Source organism: Qipengyuania thermophila, assembly GCF_004153605.1.
Lineage (GTDB): Bacteria > Pseudomonadota > Alphaproteobacteria > Sphingomonadales > Sphingomonadaceae > Qipengyuania_B > Qipengyuania_B thermophila.
In genome coordinates this window covers 145,254-161,335 of sequence record NZ_SDSI01000002.1, presented here as the reverse complement: position 1 = coordinate 161,335, position 16,082 = coordinate 145,254, and the positions used below count along the sequence as shown (strand labels likewise).

Genomic DNA, 16,082 nt, shown 5'->3' with positions numbered 1-16,082 from the left:
CTCAAGGCTCGCGCAGGAGCGGCGGCAGACCCAGCGCGAGGCACAGCAGCCCCGCCCCGACGAGCAGGAGAAACAGCCCTGCGCCGGGCAACGGAGGTGGCGGAACGGACCGCGCCCGCGCACGCGCGGCGAGCGCCCGCTCCAGCAGCACCAGCACGCCGGCCGTCGCCAGCAGCGCGATGCCGGCCAGCACCAGCAGTTTGGCGTCGCTGGCAAAGCGCCACTGATCGAGCAGGGTCTGCATCCTCATGCCGGGACCGCACCCGACCGGCACTCAGGCGCAGGAACATGACCGGGACGTTGCCGTTTCATCATCCGTTCCTCAGGCAAGAAGACGAGAACAATCATGCGCAAGATCATCCTGGCCCTCGGCCTTTCCGCCATGACCCTGACGGCTGCGGCGTGCAACACCGTTCGCGGTGCCGGCGAAGACCTGCAGTCGGCGGCGAACACCGTCGAAGGGGCGCTCTAAAAACATGCCCAGGCGCGGCGGCCGCGGCGTCGCCGCGCCTCGCTCTCGTCCCGCAGCGGCGCTGTCTTACGCGGCCTTGGCGTTGCGGCGACGGTAGACCACGGTCAAATTGTTGGCGGGCATGACGTGCCGCGCGCTCCGCACAAGGCCGTGGGCGCTTGCCACCTTGTCGACCGCATCGAGCTGGCGGAGGCCCCACTCGGGGTCGCGGGCGCGCAAATTCCGGTCGAAGGCGAGGTTTGAGGGCGCCGTCTCCACGCGAGTCTCCAGGAACGGCCCGTACACGATCAGCGGGTGATCTTCGGGCAGCAGGCGGGCCGCGCCCGCCATCAGCGCCTCTGTCGCCGACCACGGGCTGATGTGGAGCATGTTGATGCACACGAGGGCCGAAGCCCGCGCCACCGGCCAGTCCGCATCGCGCGCGTCGAGAGCGACCGGCGGCAGAAGGTTTCCCGGACCGTGTTCCTCTCTCCACGCCGCGATGGAGCGCAGGGCGTCTGCGTCTGCGTCGCTCGGCTGCCAATGCAGGTGCGGGAACCGGCGCGCGAAGAAGAGCGCGTGCTCGCCCGTGCCGCTGGCGATCTCGAGCACCAGGCCGGCCTCGGGAAGCTCCTGCGCCAGAACGGCAGCAATCGGCGCGCTGTTGCGCGCGGTGGCGGGGGCGTGACGTTTCACCGGCGGCTGCCGCGCGTGCCGACGATCCGGGCGCGACGCTCGCGCAGCGCAAGCCAGGTCAGCAGCCCCGCCGGTCCGGCAACGAGGGTGAGGATCAGCACCGGTGCCTGAACCCATCGCGCGATCCCCTTGTGATCCGCATCACGGGCGATCCACAGCCCGGCGAACAGGTCGAGGGCCAGATAATGTGTCCACGCGATCACCAACCCGCCCCGCGTGTCGAAGATCTGCATGAGGCCGTCCACCGAATAGTGTGGCAGCCCCCTGCCTGCACCGCCCCCATCCAGCACGCCCGACACGAGCCCGAGCAGCAGCACCGCATAGAGCAGGCAGAGGACGCCGACACCAAGATACAGCACCGCCGACAGCAGTGCCTCGCGCCGCGGAAGCAGCAACAGGACAGCCCAGCCCGACATTGCGAGCGCATTCGTCAGCGTGAACAGCGCGTCCCACATCTCAGGACTCCTCCGTCTTGCAGGCCGCACGGACAATTTCGGCGTTGTGATGCACCCGGACTCCTGTGGCACGGTCATGACACAGGGTGAGCGCCGCCACAGCGACATCGTCCGCAGCAATCGAGCGGAAGCGGGACAGGCGCTCAGGGAGCAGCCGGTCCAACACCGGGCTGAGCGACACCGCCGCGCCCTCCTTCAGCCGGCGGTCGCCCAGCCGCTCGCCCCGCAGCAGCCCCGGCCGCAGGAAATGGAGCCGGGGAAACTCCAGCCGGGCAAGGTCGCGTTCCATCTGGCCCTTCGTTTTCAGATAGAGCGAGCGGGACGCTGCGTCCGCCCCCACGGCGCTGACAATCACCGCGCATGTGGCACCGCCGCGCCGGGCCGCCGCCGCCATGTCCACGACCAGATCGTGATCCACCGCGCGGAACGCTGCCCGGCTGCGGCCGGACTTGCGCCAGGTCGTGCCCAGCGCGCAGATCAGCGCCTCCGGCCGGAACCCCGCGACAATGTCCGCCCATGCCGCCGGTTCAGCCACCCTGACGCAGGCATGCGCCGCGAGCGCAGGGTCGGGCGGGCGACGGACAAGCGCCAGCAGCGTTTGGCCGGACCGGATCCGCGCCGCTTGCAGAACCGCTCGGCCAACAAGGCCGCTCGCGCCCACGAGCGCGATCCGCATCGGCTCAGACAAGCCGCAGCCCGCCGGGCACCCGGCCGTAGATGGCGGCGCACCGGTCCATGGCGTAACGGTCCGTCATCCCGGCGATGAAGTCGACGATGTGGCGCGTGCGCCCCGGCTCTTCCCCGGGAAGGGTGTGGCGCCACGCGTCCGGCAGCAGCGCCGCGTCCTGGCTGTAGGCCGCGAACAGGCGCGCCACCACCTCCCGCGCCCGTTCGGCCGTGGCAACCTGTTCGGGATGGTAATAGAGCAGCTCGTACATCGCTCTCTTGAGCCGCCGCTCGTCCTCCTCGAGCGCGGGGGAGAAGGCGCACGAGGCGCGGCCGGCGCTCCTCACCTCGTCCGCGCTGCCCAGATTCTCGCAGCGCCGACGGGTTTCCGCGATCACGTCCTGCACCATGACCCCGATCTGAGTGCGGATGAGTTCCCGCAGCAGCCGCTCCATCGGAGCGCGCGGGTGGCGCCGTTCCACCTCGCGGAACAGTGTTCCGGTGAGCGGGATCGCAAGCACGCTGTCGAGCTGGAGGTAACCCGCCCGCAGGCCATCGTCCATGTCGTGATTGTCATAGGCGATGTCGTCGCTGATCGCGGCGACCTGCGCCTCCAGCGACGGGTGGGTGTGAAGTTCAAGCGGATAGGCGTCATCGACCTCGCGCAACGCCCAGCGCGGCGAAGAAACCGGACCGTTGTGCTTGGCCAGCCCCTCGAGCGTGTCCCAGGTGAGATTGAGGCCGCGAAAACCGATATAGGTGCACTCGAGATGCGCGAGTGTGCGCAGGGTGTGACCGTTGTGATCGAAGCCGCCGTGGCGGGCCGCCGCCTCGTCGAGCGCGCGCTCGCCGGCATGGCCGAACGGCGGATGGCCTATGTCGTGCCCGAGGCACAGCGCCTCTGTCAGATCCTCGTCGAGGTTGAGGGCGCGGGCGATCACACGCCCGATCTGCGCCACTTCGAGACTGTGGGTCAGGCGGGTGCGATAATGGTCGCCCTCCGGGGCGATGAACACCTGCGTCTTGCCGCGCAAGCGGCGGAAGGCAATGGAATGGATGATCCGGTCCCGGTCGCGCTGATACTCGGTGCGCGGGCCGCGCTCCGCCCCCCTTGCCTCGCCATGCTGCCGTCCGCGGGATTGGTCCGGGTCGCTGGCAAAGGGTGCTCGGCTCATCGCCCGCTGTCTAGAAGCCGCAATCCGGCGCGACAAGGCGGATGCGGGGGTGGATGCAGGCAGGCCGATCGCGTCAGGGGCGCGGCGCTGCCAGTCCGGTCGCGCAGAGCGCCGCCGAGGAGGCGGTCACCGCGACCACCTCCGCATCCCCTACGCGGCGCACGCGCTCCACGTATTCGGGAAGAGTGACCGGTTGCCCGCGCTGTTCCGGCGGCGTGCGCAGCGCCTCGAGCCGGCGAAGCTGCTGGATCGTGAGCCGGTCGACCATCCGCTGAGCCATGCAGTCGGCGTTGCGTTCGGCGACGCCCGCATCGACCAGCGCGGCGCGGACGCGGTTCTCGGCAATCGTCTGGGCGCAGCCTCCCAGCAGCAGGACAGCCCCGGCAAGCACGACCGGCCGGATCACGACAGCGCCTTCACGATGTCATCGACCATCTTCTTGGCATCCGCCAGCAACATGGTGGTTTGCGGCATGTAGAATACCTCGTTGTCGACACCGGCATATCCGGCTCCGCTCATCGAACGCTTGATGAAGAACACCTGTTCCGCCTTGTCGACGTCGAACACCGGCATGCCGTAAATCGGCGAGGACTTGTCCGTCTTGGCAGCCGGGTTGACCACGTCATTGGCGCCGATGACGAAGGCGATGTTGGTCTGCGCGAACTCGGAGTTGATATCCTCCAATTCGAACACCTCGTCGTACGGCACGTTGGCTTCGGCCAGAAGGACGTTCATGTGGCCCGGCATCCGCCCGGCGACCGGATGGATGGCGTAGCGCACGTCCACGCCCTTCTTCTTGAGCAGGTCCGCCATTTCGCGCAGGGCGTGCTGCGCCTGCGCCACGGCCATTCCGTAACCGGGGATGATGATGACCCGCTCCGCCTGTTCGAGCATGTAGGCCGCGTCCTCCGCGCTTCCCTGCCGGAACGGGCGCGCTTCGCCGCCGCTTGAGCCCGCCACCGCCGCATCCGCCCCGAAACCGCCGGCGATGACGGACAGGAACCGCCGGTTCATCGCCCGGCACATGATGTAGGACAGGATCGCACCGGAAGCTCCGACCAGCGCGCCGGTGATGATCATCGCGGTGTTGCCCAGCGTGAACCCCATCGCGGCCGCCGCCCACCCCGAATAGGAGTTCAGCATCGACACCACGACCGGCATGTCCGCACCGCCGATCGGAATGATGAGCAGGAATCCAATGAGAAAGGCGAGCACCGTGATCGCGATGATCAGCGGCAGTGTCGCGCCGGGTTGCGCCGCCGCGAACAGCGCGACGAGCACGAGGATCGCGGCAAGCGTGCCGAGATTGATGACATGCCGGCCCGGCAGGAGGATGGGCGCGCCGCTCATCCTGCCCGCGAGCTTGAGAAAGGCGATGACCGAACCGGAGAAGGTGATCGCCCCGATGGCGACGCCAAGCCCGAGCTCGATGCGGCTGACGGGGTTGATCTCTTCGCGCCACAAGGTGAGTTCGGCGCCGATGACCGGATGGGTGAACGCATCGCCCACGCTGCGCAGGATGCCGAAGGCCGCCGGGTTCAGATACGCCGCCCACCCGACCAGCACCGCGGCCATGCCGACCAGCGAGTGAAACGCCGCCACGAGTTGCGGCATGTCGGTCATCGCGATGCGGCGGGCGATGATCCAGCCGATCGCGCCGCCGATGCCGATGGCGGCCAGGATCTCGGGCAGGCTGGCCAGATCGTGCGTGACGACCGTGGTGACCACGGCGATCAGCATGCCCGCCATGCCGAACCGGTTGCCGCGCACGCTGGTCGAGGGATGCGAAAGCCCGCGCAGTGCCAGGATGAACAGCGCGCCGGCAACGAGATAGGCAAGCCCCACCCACGGGCTCGACGCGTCGCCGGCGGCATGCAGCGGAAGAGCGGGGTCCGGAACGGTGCCGTTCCACACCGCCGCCACCATGAAGGCCTGTAAAGGGACCGGCGGCGCGGGGCTCATGACCTGCCTCCCGCATCCGGCGCCCTGTCCTTCTTCCGGTACATCGCCAGCATCCGGGCCGTGACGGCAAAGCCGCCGAAGATGTTGACGCTGGCAAGGACGATGGCGAGCAGCCCCAGCCACTTGGCCCCCGGCACCTCGGCCGCGGCCGCCGCGATCAGCCCGCCCACGATGATCACCGACGAGATGGCGTTTGTCACCGCCATCAGCGGCGTATGCAGCGCCGGCGTGACCGACCACACGACGTAATAGCCGACGAAGCAGGCCAGCACGAAGATCGACAGGATGGCGATGAAGCTCATGGCCGGGTCGCTCCGCTGCTCGGCCCGAACCCGCGGTCCCGGCTTTCACAGAACGCGCTGCGTTGTTCCCCCCGTCTTCCGCCCATGCCCCGTACTCCGTCTGCGGCCGCCGTTCTCCGCCAAAGCGGGTCGGCTGGCAAGCCGGAGCCGCGAAAAGACGTGCAAAGCCGCCCCGAAGGCGAACCCTGCACGTCCCTTCAGCCGCACGGCCGACGATCAGGTCAGGCGGTCAGCGCCGGCCGCAGCTGCGCGGCCCGGCGGCGAAGGCCGGCGCCGATGGCGAAGAAGCCGAGCAGCAGCATGGCCCAGGTCGATGGCTCGGGCACGGCAGCCGCAAGCGGCGGCGGCCCCTGCCGGGTGACATTCAGCGACAGCGTCGTGGTCCCGCCGCTCGGCCGCGACAGCACGATGTTGCCGGTTCCGGTGAACTCGAGAAGCAGGGAGTTGAAGAGCCGCGCCTCGTCCGGAACGGAGACGCTGGTCAGCGGCGCACAGCCCGACCCGCCGGCGAAATCGGGGCAGAAGAAGGCGTTCTGCAGGCGGGAGGCCGGGCCCGAGACGATCAGGCTGCGGATGAAGGCCTCGTCCACGGTGAAGTTGGGCAGGTCGACAATGGTGTTGGCGTCCTGCTGCCGCGCGTCGATGCCCAGCACCGCAAAGCGGTTGCCATTGTCCCCCTCATACACAATGGGCGTGCCGCCGCCCTCGACCACGATGTTGACCGCCGCCGTCGCCGGAGCACCGGAAAGGACAGCGGCGCCGGCCAGCGCCAGCGCAGATTTCGCAAATCGCATGAACAAACCCCTGAACAGTGCGCGACCCCGTAGGCACCGTAAAGGTGGAGTTGGTCAGCGCCAGCCCTAATTGGCTCCGCGTCGGACGTTTCGCCGCGCATGCCTCATTCCGGCACAGCTAGGAAATGGCCGGCGCCGTTTCGGCCTCCGCGCGTGTTCCGGTCAGCCGCACGGCCCCGCCGATCTCGTCGTCGAGGATCAGCCCGCCGGCTTCCTTGTCCCAGAATGCCGCAAGGAAGTTGAACAGGTTGCGAGCATACAGCGCCGACGCGTCGGCAGCCAGTTGCGCGGCGGTGTTCCGGTATCCCATGACGGCGACACCGTGGCGCATGACCACCTCGTCCGGCACGCTGCCCTCCACGTTGCCGCCCTGTGCGACCGCCAGATCGAAGATGACGCTGCCGGGCTTCATGCTGGCGATCTGGGCATCGCTGACGAGCCGCGGCGCCGGCCGCCCGGGAATGAGCGCAGTGGTGATGACGATGTCCTGCCGGGTGATGTGTGCCGACACCAGCTCCGCCTGCGCCGCCTGATACTCGGCGCTCATCTCCGCTGCGTAGCCTCCGGCGCCCTCGCCTTCGATCCCGGCGACATTCTCCACGAACACCGGCTTGGCGCCGAGCGACAGGATCTGCTCGCGCGTGGCCGAACGCACGTCCGTCGCGGACACGACGGCCCCGAGCCTGCGGGCGGTGGCGATCGCCTGCAACCCGGCCACACCGACGCCCATGACGAAGACGCGCGCCGCCTGGATCGTGCCGGCGGCGGTCATCATCATCGGCAAGGCCCGCCCGAAGCGGTCTGCAGCGGCGATGACAGCCTTGTAACCGGCCAAGTTGGCCTGGCTCGACAGGACGTCCATGCTCTGGGCACGGGTGATGCGCGGCATCTGGTCCATCGCCAGGGCAACGAGCCCGGCCGCGGCATAGTCGGACACCAGCGCCGAATTGCGCGCGGGATCGAAGATCGCGACGACCTGACACCCCGGCGCAGCGCCGTTCAGATCGGCGACCGGCGGCGGATTGACCGCCAGCACGATTTCCGCCCCGTCGAACACCGCGTCGCGGGAGCAGACGTCGGCTCCGGCATCGGCGAACATGCTGTCGCCCATCGCGGCGTGGGTGCCGGCCCCTGTCTCCACCGCCACCCTCGCACCCAGCGCGATGAGCTTGCGCACCGTCTCCGGCGTGGCGGCGACCCGGCGTTCGCCGTCCGCGCGTTCGGCCGGCACACCGATGCGCGGGGCGCCGGCGTTCACGTCAGGGCGCGATGAGCAGGATGACAATGGCAGTGACGACCGCGATCAGCGGAACGGCCCATTTGAGGGCGCGCACGAACCCGCTGTAGGTCCGGATCGCCGCCTTCGGTTCTTCTCTCATCCCGGCCACGTTGCCCCTTCCGATGTGAACTGTGCGCGCCGGTGTTACCGCAGCCACATGCACGGCTCAACCCCGTCCCCCGCACCAACGGCATCCGCCCTCGCCCGGCTGCACGACGGGAACAGGCTTAATCGTAATTTTACGTCTGCTGCGTAGCCCGTTGCGCCATGGGCATGGGCAACAACGGTCGGAAACGCAAGGATGTCTGACAGCGACGAACGGCTGCTGATGCTCATCGACGACGAGCCGGCGCAGGCGCGGCTGATCTGCGCGATCACCGCCCGCGAAGGCTGGCGCTGCCTCGTCGTGCCGGATGCGCAGACAGCCTACGCCAAGCTCGCCTCGCGCGAGGGGGCGGGCGTGTCGGCGATCCTGCTGGACCAGTGGGTTCCCGGCGACGAGGCCTGCACGCTCATCGCCGAGCTGAAGCAGCAGCGTCCCGGCACCCCCATCCTCATGCTCACGGCCAGCGCATCGCCTCTCCTCGCCGTCGAAGCCATGCGGGCCGGCGCAACCGACTACCTGATCAAGCCGGTGAGCGCAGACCGGCTGCTGCAGGCGCTGCGGGGGGCCACGGCCCGTGCCCAGCCGCGCGACGAGTTGCAGCCATTGTCGGAAAAGCTGACCGGCGCGATCGACTTCGACGCGATGATCGGGGACGCGCCGGCGTTCCGCTCCGCGCTTGCCCAGGCGGCCAAGGTCGCACGCAGCCACAGCAACGTGCTCGTGCAGGGCGAGAGCGGCACCGGAAAGGAGATGGTGCTGCGCGCCATCCATGCCGCCAGCCCGCGCGCCAAGGCGCCTCTCAAGGCGGTGAGCGCCGCTGGCATGGCGGTCAGCAGCATGGAGTCGCTGCTGTTCGGCCACGAACAGAACGCCTTTCCCGGCGCCTTCGACAGCCAGCCCGGCGTCCTGCAATCGCTGGACGGCGGAACGCTGCTGCTCGAGGATGTCGATCGGCTCGACCCGGCGGTGCAGACCCGACTGGCAGAGACGCTGAAGACGGGGATCGTGCGCCCGATCGGCGCGCGTCATGGCTACCGTGTCGACGTGCGCCTGCTGTGTTCCAGCAACAGCGACATGGCGGCGCTGTGCGAGGCGGGTGTGTTCTCCCGCGACTTGCTGGAGCGGATCGCGCCTGTCACCATCGCGCTGCCGCCGCTGCGCGAGCGGAGCAGCGACATTCCCGCACTGACCCGACACTTCCTCCGCCGCATCGGTGAGCAGCCGGGACTGCGTCACCATTCCATCACCGACAGCGCCCTGTCGCTGCTCGCGGCCTATGACTGGCCCGGCAATGTGCGCCAGCTTCAGGCGGCGCTGTTTCGCGCTGCCGTGTTCTGCGACGACGAGAGCCTAACGACCGACAGCTTCCCCCAGCTCTTCGAAATGCTGGGCAACGTCGCCAGCCCGGACGACCAGCGGCTTCAGGGTCTGGGTGTCCTTCTCTACCGCGAGGACGGCAATCTGCGCCCGCTGGAGGAAATCGAAGCGGACGTGATCCGTCTGGCGATCGTGCACTATTCGGGCCGCATGACCGAGGTGGCGCGCCGCCTCGGCATCGGCCGCTCGACCCTTTACCGCAAGCTGACGGTGCTCGGCATCGAGAACGTGGCCTGAGCACCGCGGCGGGACGGCGGCGTCCACGTCACGGTCTGGCCCGCCCGCACCTCGCCCGCCAGCCCGCGCAGGTTCAGCGTGACCTGACGGCGCGGCCAGTCGATCTCGAGCACGCCGAAGTTCTCCTCGGAGATGAATGCCGAAACCCGACGAGGGTCCGGCTCGCGCGCCGTGTTGGTCGCCGTATCTGTGAAGGGCATGTTGAGCGACGAACTGGTCAGTTCCCACACCGTCTCCCCGTTCATGGCCGCCGGCGTGTCGCGATAGATGCCGCCCGCGTGCCGGTCGCCGCTCAGCAACAGCAGCCCGCCGCCGCTGCGCGCGGCCAGCAGGGCAAGCAGGCGCTCGCGCTCGCGCGGCATCGTCGCCCAGCTTTCGAAATTGTGCGCCTCGGTCAGCACCTGGATCGAGGAGACCACGATCCTGAGGTCGGCCGGGCGGCGCAGTTCCTCCTCCAGCCATGCCCACTGCGCCTCGCCAAGCATGGTCGCGTCGGCGCTCGTCTCCGGGGCGTAGGGGCCAAGCGGCGGCCGCTGACCGGGCGGAAGCTCGGCACGGCGCAGGGCCGAGCGGAAGAAGCGGGTGTCGAGGAGGATGATCTGCACCCGGCGGCCTGCGGGACCGACGATCCGGCTCTCATACACGCCGTCGCGCGCCCGCACCTCCGCCGGCACGTCCCAGAACGTCTGGTAGATGGTCTGGCTCCACCGGCGGAACGCGAAGTCGCGCCCGCCGTCGTTGAAGCCGAAATCGTGATCGTCCCAGGTGGCGAGCATCGGCACCTGCGCGCGAAAGGCGGCGAAGCGCGGCTCGGCCGCCAGCCTGGCGTAGGAGGCGCGCAGCGTGCCCAGTTCGGCATCGCCGCGCCAGTTCGTGTCGCCGTACACGTTGTCGCCGATCATCATGAACAGCTGCGGACGCGCTGCGGCGATGCTGGTCCAGAACGACTGGTCGCGAATTTCGCTGGCACAGCTGCCGAACGCGATCCGCGTCAGCGTCGTGCCCGAGGCGAGCGACACCCCGGCGGGCGCCCGGGGCAGGTCGATCCGGCGTTCGAGCTGGCGGAAATAGGCGTCGAGAACATCTTCGGCCGCCATCGGAACGGTTGCGGTGCCGCTTGTGCCAGGCTCTAGAGAAGCTGGCAGCACCGGCTGCGCAGCGGCGGGCGGCGGCACGGCCGAAACAAGAAGGGCAGGTGCAAGAATCCGCAGCATCTGTGTCTCCGCATCGGGTCGCCGGTGCTCGCCCGCAGTTCGTGACGTGAAGCACGCCCGTGTTCCAGTCCCGTGACAGGGCGCCGGCGACATTTGGGCGCGGGCCGGCTCCGGCGCCTTGACGGGCCGCGCAAAAGCATCTTTTCCGCGCGGGGTAAACCGCGCATCGTGGCGAGCCGACGCCGGTGACTCTGCACTCAGGACAGCATGCGCCCCATCGATCACCTGTCGCACCTCGAAAGCGAGGCGATGCACATCATCCGCGAGGTCGCGGCCGAATGCTCCCGCCCGGTGATGCTCTACTCGGCGGGAAAGGACAGCAAGGTGATGCTGCACCTTGCCCGCAAGGCCTTCCATCCGGCGACACCGCCCTTCCCCCTGCTGCACATCGACACGACGTGGAAATTCCGGGCCATGTACGAACAGCGCGGCCGCGACGCGCAGGAGGCGGGCATGGAACTGCTCGTCTGGCGCAATCCCGACGCGGTGCGGGAGGGCATCAATCCGTTCGATCACGGCGCCCGGCACACGACCATGTGGAAAACGGAAGGGCTGAAGCAGGCGCTCGACCACTACCGCTTCGACGCCGCCTTCGGCGGTGCCCGGCGCGACGAGGAGCCAACGCGCGCGAAGGAACGGATCCTGTCCGTGCGCACGCCGGCCCATGCGTGGGATCCGCGTCAGCAGCGGCCCGAGCTGTGGAACCTCTACAACACCAGCACCTCCGGCGGCACCAGCCTCAGGGTGTTTCCGCTGTCGAACTGGACCGAGATCGACATCTGGGACTATGTGCGCCGGGAACGCCTTGATCTGGTGCCGCTCTATTTCGCCGCGCCGCGCCCGGTGGTGGAGCGGGAGAAGCAATGGCTCATGGTCGATGACGCGCGGTTTCCGCTGCGGCCGGGTGAGCAGCCGCAGCTTCGCTCCGTCCGGTTCCGGACGCTGGGATGCTATCCGCTGACGGGGGCGATCGACAGCACCGCCGCCACGCTCGACGAGGTCATCGCCGAGCTTCGGGCCGCTCCGTCCTCGGAACGCAGCGGACGGACGGTCGACCGGGACACGGCCTCGGGCACGCTGGAAGACCGCAAGCGCGAAGGCTATTTCTGATGCGGAAGGACGCCGATTTCCACGCGCCGACCCCCGCCGGCGAGAGCGCCGCGGCGCCTGTCCGGACGCCGGACGGCGGCGACCGGCCTGTGCTCAGCCTGCTGCGGTTCATCACCTGCGGCAGCGTGGATGACGGCAAGTCCACGCTGATCGGACGCCTGCTGCACGACACCGGACAAATCCGAGAGGACCAGGTCGACGCGCTGCGCCGCGACAGCCGCCGGTTCGGCACGCAGGGGGAGCGGCTCGACCTTGCCCTGCTCACCGACGGACTCGCGGCCGAACGCGAACAGGGCATCACCATCGACGTGGCCTACCGCTTCTTTTCGACAGCCCGCAGGCGCTTCATCGTCGCCGACTGTCCGGGGCACGAGCAATACACGCGGAACATGGTCACCGGCGCCTCGACCGCGGCCGCAGCGGTGCTGCTGGTCGACGCGCGGCACGGGGTTGCGACCCAGACGCGCCGCCACGCCTATCTCTGCCATCTGCTCGGCATCCGGCAGGTCATCCTTGCCGTGAACAAGATGGATCTGGTCGCCTTCGATCGGGCTGCTCACGAGGCGGTCGACGCGCAGTTCCGCGCCTTCGCCGATGCGCTCGGGATCGCACACATCACGTCCGTTCCGATCAGCGCCCTTGCCGGCGACAACGTGCTCACCCCCTCGCCCCGGCTCGGCTGGCATGACGGGCCCACGCTTGTGGGCGCGCTGGAGGCGGCCGAACCGGACGATGCGCGCGGGCTGGCCGGGCCGTTCCGGATGCCGGTGCAGGCGGTCCACCGCGCCCCGGCGGGCGAGCGCAGTTTTGCCGGGCTGGTCGCCAGCGGCACCGCGCGGCGCGGCGAGCGGGTGACGGTGCTGCCGTCGGGCGCATCGACGACGGTGGCGCAGATCCTGTCCGGCTTCGCCAGCGTCGACGAAACGGCCGCCGGCCAGTCGGTCGCTCTCGTGCTGGCCGACCCGGTCGACTGCTCGCGCGGAAGCGTCATCTGCGCCGCGGGCACTGCGCCGGAACACGCCGCCGCCTTCGAAGCGACGCTCGTCTGGATGGACGAGGAACCGCTTCTGCCCGGCCGCGCCTACACCATGAAACTGGCGACGCAGACCGTCTCCGTCCGGGTGCAGGAGCCGCGGCACGAGGTGAACATCAACACGCTCGAGCACCTCGCCGCCCGCACCCTGCGGCGCAACAGCATCGGGGTGGCCGAGATCCTGTGCGATCAGCCGGTGCTGTTCGAACCCTATGCCACCAGCCGCGCGCTTGGCGGCTTCATCCTCGTCCATCCTGCGAACGGACGCACGGTGGGCGCCGGGATGATCACCGCGCCGCTCAGGCGGACGCAGAACGTGCAGTGGCAGCCGCTGGCCGTCACGCGCCAGACCCGCGCCAGCCTGAAGCGCCAGCGGCCGCGCGTGCTCTGGTTCACCGGCCTTTCAGGCGCCGGCAAGTCGACGATCGCCAACGCCGTGGAGGAACGGCTTGTCGCGGCCGGCCACCACACGTTCCTGCTCGATGGCGACAACATCCGCCAGGGTCTGAACCGCGACCTGGGCTTTGGCGACGCGGACCGGGTGGAGAACATCCGCCGCATCGGCGAGGTGGCCCGGCTGATGACGGATGCCGGCCTGATCGTCCTCGCCGCCTTCATCAGTCCCTTTCGGGCCGAGCGGGACATGGTGCGCAGCCTGCTCCCCCCCGGTGAGTTCGTCGAGATCTTCGTCGACACCCCGCTCGCCGTGGCCGAGGCGCGCGACGTCAAAGGCCTGTACCGAAAGGCCCGTGCCGGCGAGATCGCCAACTTCACCGGCATCAGCAGCCCCTACGAGCCGCCCCTCGCCCCCGAACTCACCGTCGACACGACCTCCCTTTCCCCCGAGGAAGCCGCCGACCTCGTGATCGAGCGGCTGAAGCCGTTCTGATGCCGGGTCACGACGCGGACGCCGATCTCGCCGCGAAGCTGGCCGCGCAAGCCGGCGAAGCGGCCCTCGTCCTGAGGTCTTCCGGCCGGTTCGATGGCGACGGGCTTGGCAGGGAAGGTGACCGGCTTGCCCATGACCTGCTGCTGCGCGGACTGTCGCTGCACCGCCCCGGTGACACCGTCCTGTCGGAAGAAGGGCCGCTGCTGACAGCGGACGCCGGCCGGGGCCGGGTGTGGATCGTCGATCCAATAGACGGCACAAGCGAGTTTGCCGAGGGCCGGTGCGACTGGGCGGTTCATGTCGCTCTGGCGGTGGATGGCGAGCCGGTGTGCGGCGCAGTTGCGCTGCCCTCGCGGGGACTGGTGCTGCGGTCCGACCGGCCACGCAGCCTTGCTTCGCCGGCCAGCCGCCCGCGCATCGCGGTCAGCCGCAACCGCCCTCCTCCCGCCGGCGCCCGGCTGGCCGCCGCGCTTGATGGCGACGTCCTGCCTATGGGCAGCGCCGGTGCCAAGGCGATGGCGGTGCTGCTCGGCGAGGCCGAGATCTACCTGCACGCCGGCGGTCAGCGGCTGTGGGACAGTTGCGCGCCGGTCGCCGTCGCGCGGGCGAGCGGGCTGCACTGCTCCCGCCTCGACGGATCGCGGCTCCGCTACGATCCGGCCGAAGTGGACATGCCGGATCTGCTGATCTGCCATCCGCAGTTTGCGGCAGCGGCCCTTGCGGCGATCAGAGACGGATCATGACGGTCTTGGTTTCGAGGTACGCATCCACCCCGTGCCGCCCGAGTTCCCGGCCGATGCCGCTCTCCTTGTAACCGCCGAAAGGCAGCGCGGGATCGAGATTGCCGTGGAGGTTGCCCCACACGGTGCCCGCCTTCAACCGGGCGGCCAGCGTGTGCATGGCCGACACGTCACGGGTCCACACGCTCGCCGCGAGACCATAGCGGGTGGCGTTCGCCTCGGCCGCCACCGCGTCCAGATCGTCGAAGCGCTGCACCACCACCACCGGACCGAAGATTTCCTCGCGCACGACGCTCATGTCCGGTGTCACTCCGGCGAGAATCGTGGGGTTGAGGTAGTAGCCCGCGTCCGCAGGATTGTCTCCGCCGGTCACGACATCGGCACCGGCCTTCCTGCCGGCCTCGATGTAGCCGCACACGCGTTCGTGCTGCTCGCGCGAGACGAGCGGGCCCATGCGCGCCTTGGGGTCAAGCGCGGGTCGCGGAGCCCAGCTCGGCGCCGCCTTGGCCATGCTGTCCAGCAGCCGGTCGAAGATGTCCCGATGCGCATAGACGCGTGATCCGGCGGTGCAGACCTGCCCCGAATTGAAGAAGATGGCCGACGCGGCCGCGCTGCCGACCTGCGCCGGGTCCATGTCGGGCAGCACGATGACAGGGCTTTTTCCGCCCAGTTCCAGCGTCACGCGCTTCAGGGTGTCGGTGGCAGCCCGGTTGATGATCTTGCCGACCTCGGTGGAGCCGGTGAAGCTGATCTTGTCGACGTCGGGATGGATCACGAGCCGGTTGCCGGCAACTTCGCCGCGGCCGGTGACGATGTTGAACACGCCGTCCGGCAGGCCCGCCTCGGCCACCAGGTCGGCAAAGCGCAGCGCCGTCAGCGAGGTCTGCTCGGCCGGCTTGAGCACGAGGGTGCAGCCGCTTGCGAGCGCCGGCGCGATCTTCTGCACCGCCATGAGCAGCGGGAAGTTCCACGGGACGATCAGCCCCGCCACGCCCAGCGGCTCGCGCCGTGTGTAGGCGAGGAACGCGCCGTCGGGTGCATTGGCGGGCGCGATCTGCTCGCCGGCGATGCGCGTGGCCCAGCCGGCCATGTAGCGCAGCTGGCTGATCGCGCCGGGAATGTCGACCGCGCGCGCCATGCCGACCGGCTTGCCGTTGTCGATGGCCTCGAGTTCGGCAAACTCCTCCGCGTTCGCCTCGAGCAGGTCGGCCAGCCGCCGCAGCCCACGTTCCCGCTGGACCGGCGGCAGTCCGCTCCATCGCCCGTCGTCGAAGGCGCGCCGCGCCGCGGCCACGGCCCTGTCGACATCCTCTTCGGTGGCATCGACAATCCGGGCGATGACCTGACCGGTGGAGGGGTCCTCAACCTCGAGCACGCCGTCATGGTCCGCCGCTGTCCAGCGTCCGTCGATGAACAGAGCGGGCTGGCGGTCCAGCATGGCCGCCGCCGCCTCGGAATAGGGTGGCTGGCTGAAGCGCGTTGTTGGCATCTCGTTCATGACATGTCCCCGGGGCTGCCGCGTGGAAGCGGAGAGCACGCTACCTGAGGAACCGCCGCCAGCGCAACACGCCCGCGCGTCCGGGCTGCGCCTTCCGC

The 16,082-nt window shown here is 69.3% G+C and carries 17 protein-coding genes; 5 read left to right on the top strand and 12 right to left on the bottom strand.

What is annotated here, in order from left to right; genetic code table 11:
- Position 1: 1 nt before the first annotated feature.
- Positions 2-250, bottom strand: a complete 249-nt coding sequence (locus ETO60_RS05035) for a hypothetical protein (protein WP_130003401.1) — start codon at positions 248-250, stop codon at positions 2-4.
- 96 nt (positions 251-346) lie between these two features.
- Here ETO60_RS05035 and ETO60_RS05030 point away from each other — a divergent pair, with 96 nt between their 5' ends.
- Positions 347-472 carry a hypothetical protein gene (locus tag ETO60_RS05030; RefSeq protein WP_390612586.1) on the top strand — a complete coding sequence of 42 codons (126 nt, stop codon included), beginning with the start codon at positions 347-349 and terminating at the stop codon, positions 470-472.
- 66 nt (positions 473-538) lie between these two features.
- On the opposite strand, the gene ETO60_RS05025 is transcribed toward ETO60_RS05030, so the two are convergent.
- The 9 genes from ETO60_RS05025 to ETO60_RS04985 all read right to left on the bottom strand — a co-directional run bounded on the left by ETO60_RS05025 (position 539) and on the right by ETO60_RS04985 (position 7,759).
- Positions 539-1,147 carry a DUF938 domain-containing protein gene (locus tag ETO60_RS05025; RefSeq protein ID WP_199798857.1) on the bottom strand — a complete coding sequence of 203 codons (609 nt, stop codon included), beginning with the start codon at positions 1,145-1,147 and terminating at the stop codon, positions 539-541.
- On the bottom strand, positions 1,144-1,602 hold the full coding sequence (locus ETO60_RS05020) for an ABA4-like family protein (RefSeq protein ID WP_130003395.1): 459 nt from the start codon (positions 1,600-1,602) through the stop codon (positions 1,144-1,146). Before ETO60_RS05020 ends, ETO60_RS05025 begins: the two co-directional genes overlap by 4 nt.
- A 1-nt stretch (position 1,603) precedes the next feature.
- A complete protein-coding gene (locus ETO60_RS05015) occupies positions 1,604-2,278 on the bottom strand; it encodes an NAD(P)H-binding protein (protein WP_130003393.1) in 675 nt (224 codons plus the stop codon).
- Positions 2,279-2,282: 4 nt separating this feature from the next.
- On the bottom strand, positions 2,283-3,443 hold the full coding sequence (locus ETO60_RS05010) for a deoxyguanosinetriphosphate triphosphohydrolase (protein WP_130003391.1): 1,161 nt from the start codon (positions 3,441-3,443) through the stop codon (positions 2,283-2,285).
- 73 nt (positions 3,444-3,516) lie between these two features.
- Entirely contained in the window at positions 3,517-3,849 is a 333-nt protein-coding gene (locus tag ETO60_RS05005) for a hypothetical protein (protein WP_130003389.1), read from the bottom strand.
- Positions 3,846-5,369 carry an NAD(P)(+) transhydrogenase (Re/Si-specific) subunit beta gene (locus tag ETO60_RS05000; protein ID WP_130004545.1) on the bottom strand — a complete coding sequence of 508 codons (1,524 nt, stop codon included), beginning with the start codon at positions 5,367-5,369 and terminating at the stop codon, positions 3,846-3,848. Before ETO60_RS05000 ends, ETO60_RS05005 begins: the two co-directional genes overlap by 4 nt.
- Before the next feature lie 32 nt (positions 5,370-5,401).
- Positions 5,402-5,707, bottom strand: coding sequence for an NAD(P) transhydrogenase subunit alpha (locus tag ETO60_RS04995; protein ID WP_130003387.1), 306 nt, complete (start codon positions 5,705-5,707; stop codon positions 5,402-5,404).
- Positions 5,708-5,928: 221 nt separating this feature from the next.
- Entirely contained in the window at positions 5,929-6,501 is a 573-nt protein-coding gene (locus tag ETO60_RS11380) for a PEPxxWA-CTERM sorting domain-containing protein (RefSeq protein WP_234026338.1), read from the bottom strand.
- Positions 6,502-6,619: 118 nt separating this feature from the next.
- Positions 6,620-7,759 (bottom strand): NAD(P) transhydrogenase subunit alpha, encoded by a 1,140-nt coding sequence (locus ETO60_RS04985; RefSeq protein ID WP_130003385.1) that lies wholly within the window; start codon positions 7,757-7,759, stop codon positions 6,620-6,622.
- Positions 7,760-8,081: 322 nt separating this feature from the next.
- On the opposite strand from ETO60_RS04985, the gene ETO60_RS04980 reads away from it, so the two are divergent.
- The gene (locus tag ETO60_RS04980) at positions 8,082-9,500 is read left to right on the top strand and encodes a sigma-54-dependent transcriptional regulator (RefSeq protein WP_130003383.1); all 1,419 of its coding nucleotides are present in this window, start codon (positions 8,082-8,084) and stop codon (positions 9,498-9,500) included.
- On the opposite strand, the gene ETO60_RS04975 is transcribed toward ETO60_RS04980, so the two are convergent.
- Positions 9,458-10,597: an alkaline phosphatase D family protein gene (locus ETO60_RS04975; protein WP_234026337.1), complete on the bottom strand. Its 1,140-nt coding sequence runs from the start codon at positions 10,595-10,597 to the stop codon at positions 9,458-9,460. The two genes, ETO60_RS04980 and ETO60_RS04975, sit on opposite strands and share 43 nt — an antisense overlap.
- Before the next feature lie 324 nt (positions 10,598-10,921).
- On the opposite strand from ETO60_RS04975, the gene cysD reads away from it, so the two are divergent.
- From cysD to ETO60_RS04960, 3 genes are read left to right on the top strand one after another with little or no spacing between them, the layout of a single operon-like run.
- Positions 10,922-11,824 (top strand): sulfate adenylyltransferase subunit CysD, encoded by a 903-nt coding sequence (cysD, locus tag ETO60_RS04970; protein WP_130003379.1) that lies wholly within the window; start codon positions 10,922-10,924, stop codon positions 11,822-11,824.
- On the top strand, positions 11,824-13,746 hold the full coding sequence (gene cysC / locus ETO60_RS04965) for an adenylyl-sulfate kinase (RefSeq protein WP_130003377.1): 1,923 nt from the start codon (positions 11,824-11,826) through the stop codon (positions 13,744-13,746). The genes cysD and cysC overlap by 1 nt, the downstream gene beginning before the upstream one ends.
- Positions 13,746-14,489 (top strand): 3'(2'),5'-bisphosphate nucleotidase CysQ, encoded by a 744-nt coding sequence (locus tag ETO60_RS04960; protein ID WP_130003375.1) that lies wholly within the window; start codon positions 13,746-13,748, stop codon positions 14,487-14,489. Before cysC ends, ETO60_RS04960 begins: the two co-directional genes overlap by 1 nt.
- Here ETO60_RS04960 and ETO60_RS04955 read toward each other — a convergent pair.
- Positions 14,473-15,984: an aldehyde dehydrogenase family protein gene (locus ETO60_RS04955; RefSeq protein WP_130003373.1), complete on the bottom strand. Its 1,512-nt coding sequence runs from the start codon at positions 15,982-15,984 to the stop codon at positions 14,473-14,475. The two genes, ETO60_RS04960 and ETO60_RS04955, sit on opposite strands and share 17 nt — an antisense overlap.
- Positions 15,985-16,082 lie beyond the last annotated feature (98 nt).

What these genes read in the sequence shown, in the direction of transcription:
- ETO60_RS04960 (WP_130003375.1), top strand. Translation starts at nt 13,746, where the DNA reads ATGCCGGGTCACGACGCGGACGCCGATCTCGCCGCGAAGCTGGCCGCG.
- ETO60_RS04975 (WP_234026337.1), bottom strand. Translation starts at nt 10,597, where the DNA reads ATGGCGGCCGAAGATGTTCTCGACGCCTATTTCCGCCAGCTCGAACGC.
- cysC (WP_130003377.1), top strand. Translation starts at nt 11,824, where the DNA reads ATGCGGAAGGACGCCGATTTCCACGCGCCGACCCCCGCCGGCGAGAGC.
- cysD (WP_130003379.1), top strand. Translation starts at nt 10,922, where the DNA reads ATGCGCCCCATCGATCACCTGTCGCACCTCGAAAGCGAGGCGATGCAC.
- ETO60_RS05020 (WP_130003395.1), bottom strand. Translation starts at nt 1,602, where the DNA reads ATGTGGGACGCGCTGTTCACGCTGACGAATGCGCTCGCAATGTCGGGC.
- ETO60_RS05015 (WP_130003393.1), bottom strand. Translation starts at nt 2,278, where the DNA reads ATGCGGATCGCGCTCGTGGGCGCGAGCGGCCTTGTTGGCCGAGCGGTT.
- ETO60_RS04955 (WP_130003373.1), bottom strand. Translation starts at nt 15,984, where the DNA reads ATGAACGAGATGCCAACAACGCGCTTCAGCCAGCCACCCTATTCCGAG.
- ETO60_RS05035 (WP_130003401.1), bottom strand. Translation starts at nt 250, where the DNA reads ATGAGGATGCAGACCCTGCTCGATCAGTGGCGCTTTGCCAGCGACGCC.
- ETO60_RS04995 (WP_130003387.1), bottom strand. Translation starts at nt 5,707, where the DNA reads ATGAGCTTCATCGCCATCCTGTCGATCTTCGTGCTGGCCTGCTTCGTC.
- ETO60_RS04980 (WP_130003383.1), top strand. Translation starts at nt 8,082, where the DNA reads ATGTCTGACAGCGACGAACGGCTGCTGATGCTCATCGACGACGAGCCG.
- ETO60_RS05030 (WP_390612586.1), top strand. Translation starts at nt 347, where the DNA reads ATGCGCAAGATCATCCTGGCCCTCGGCCTTTCCGCCATGACCCTGACG.
- ETO60_RS05000 (WP_130004545.1), bottom strand. Translation starts at nt 5,369, where the DNA reads ATGGTGGCGGCGGTGTGGAACGGCACCGTTCCGGACCCCGCTCTTCCG.
- ETO60_RS05010 (WP_130003391.1), bottom strand. Translation starts at nt 3,443, where the DNA reads ATGAGCCGAGCACCCTTTGCCAGCGACCCGGACCAATCCCGCGGACGG.
- ETO60_RS11380 (WP_234026338.1), bottom strand. Translation starts at nt 6,501, where the DNA reads ATGCGATTTGCGAAATCTGCGCTGGCGCTGGCCGGCGCCGCTGTCCTT.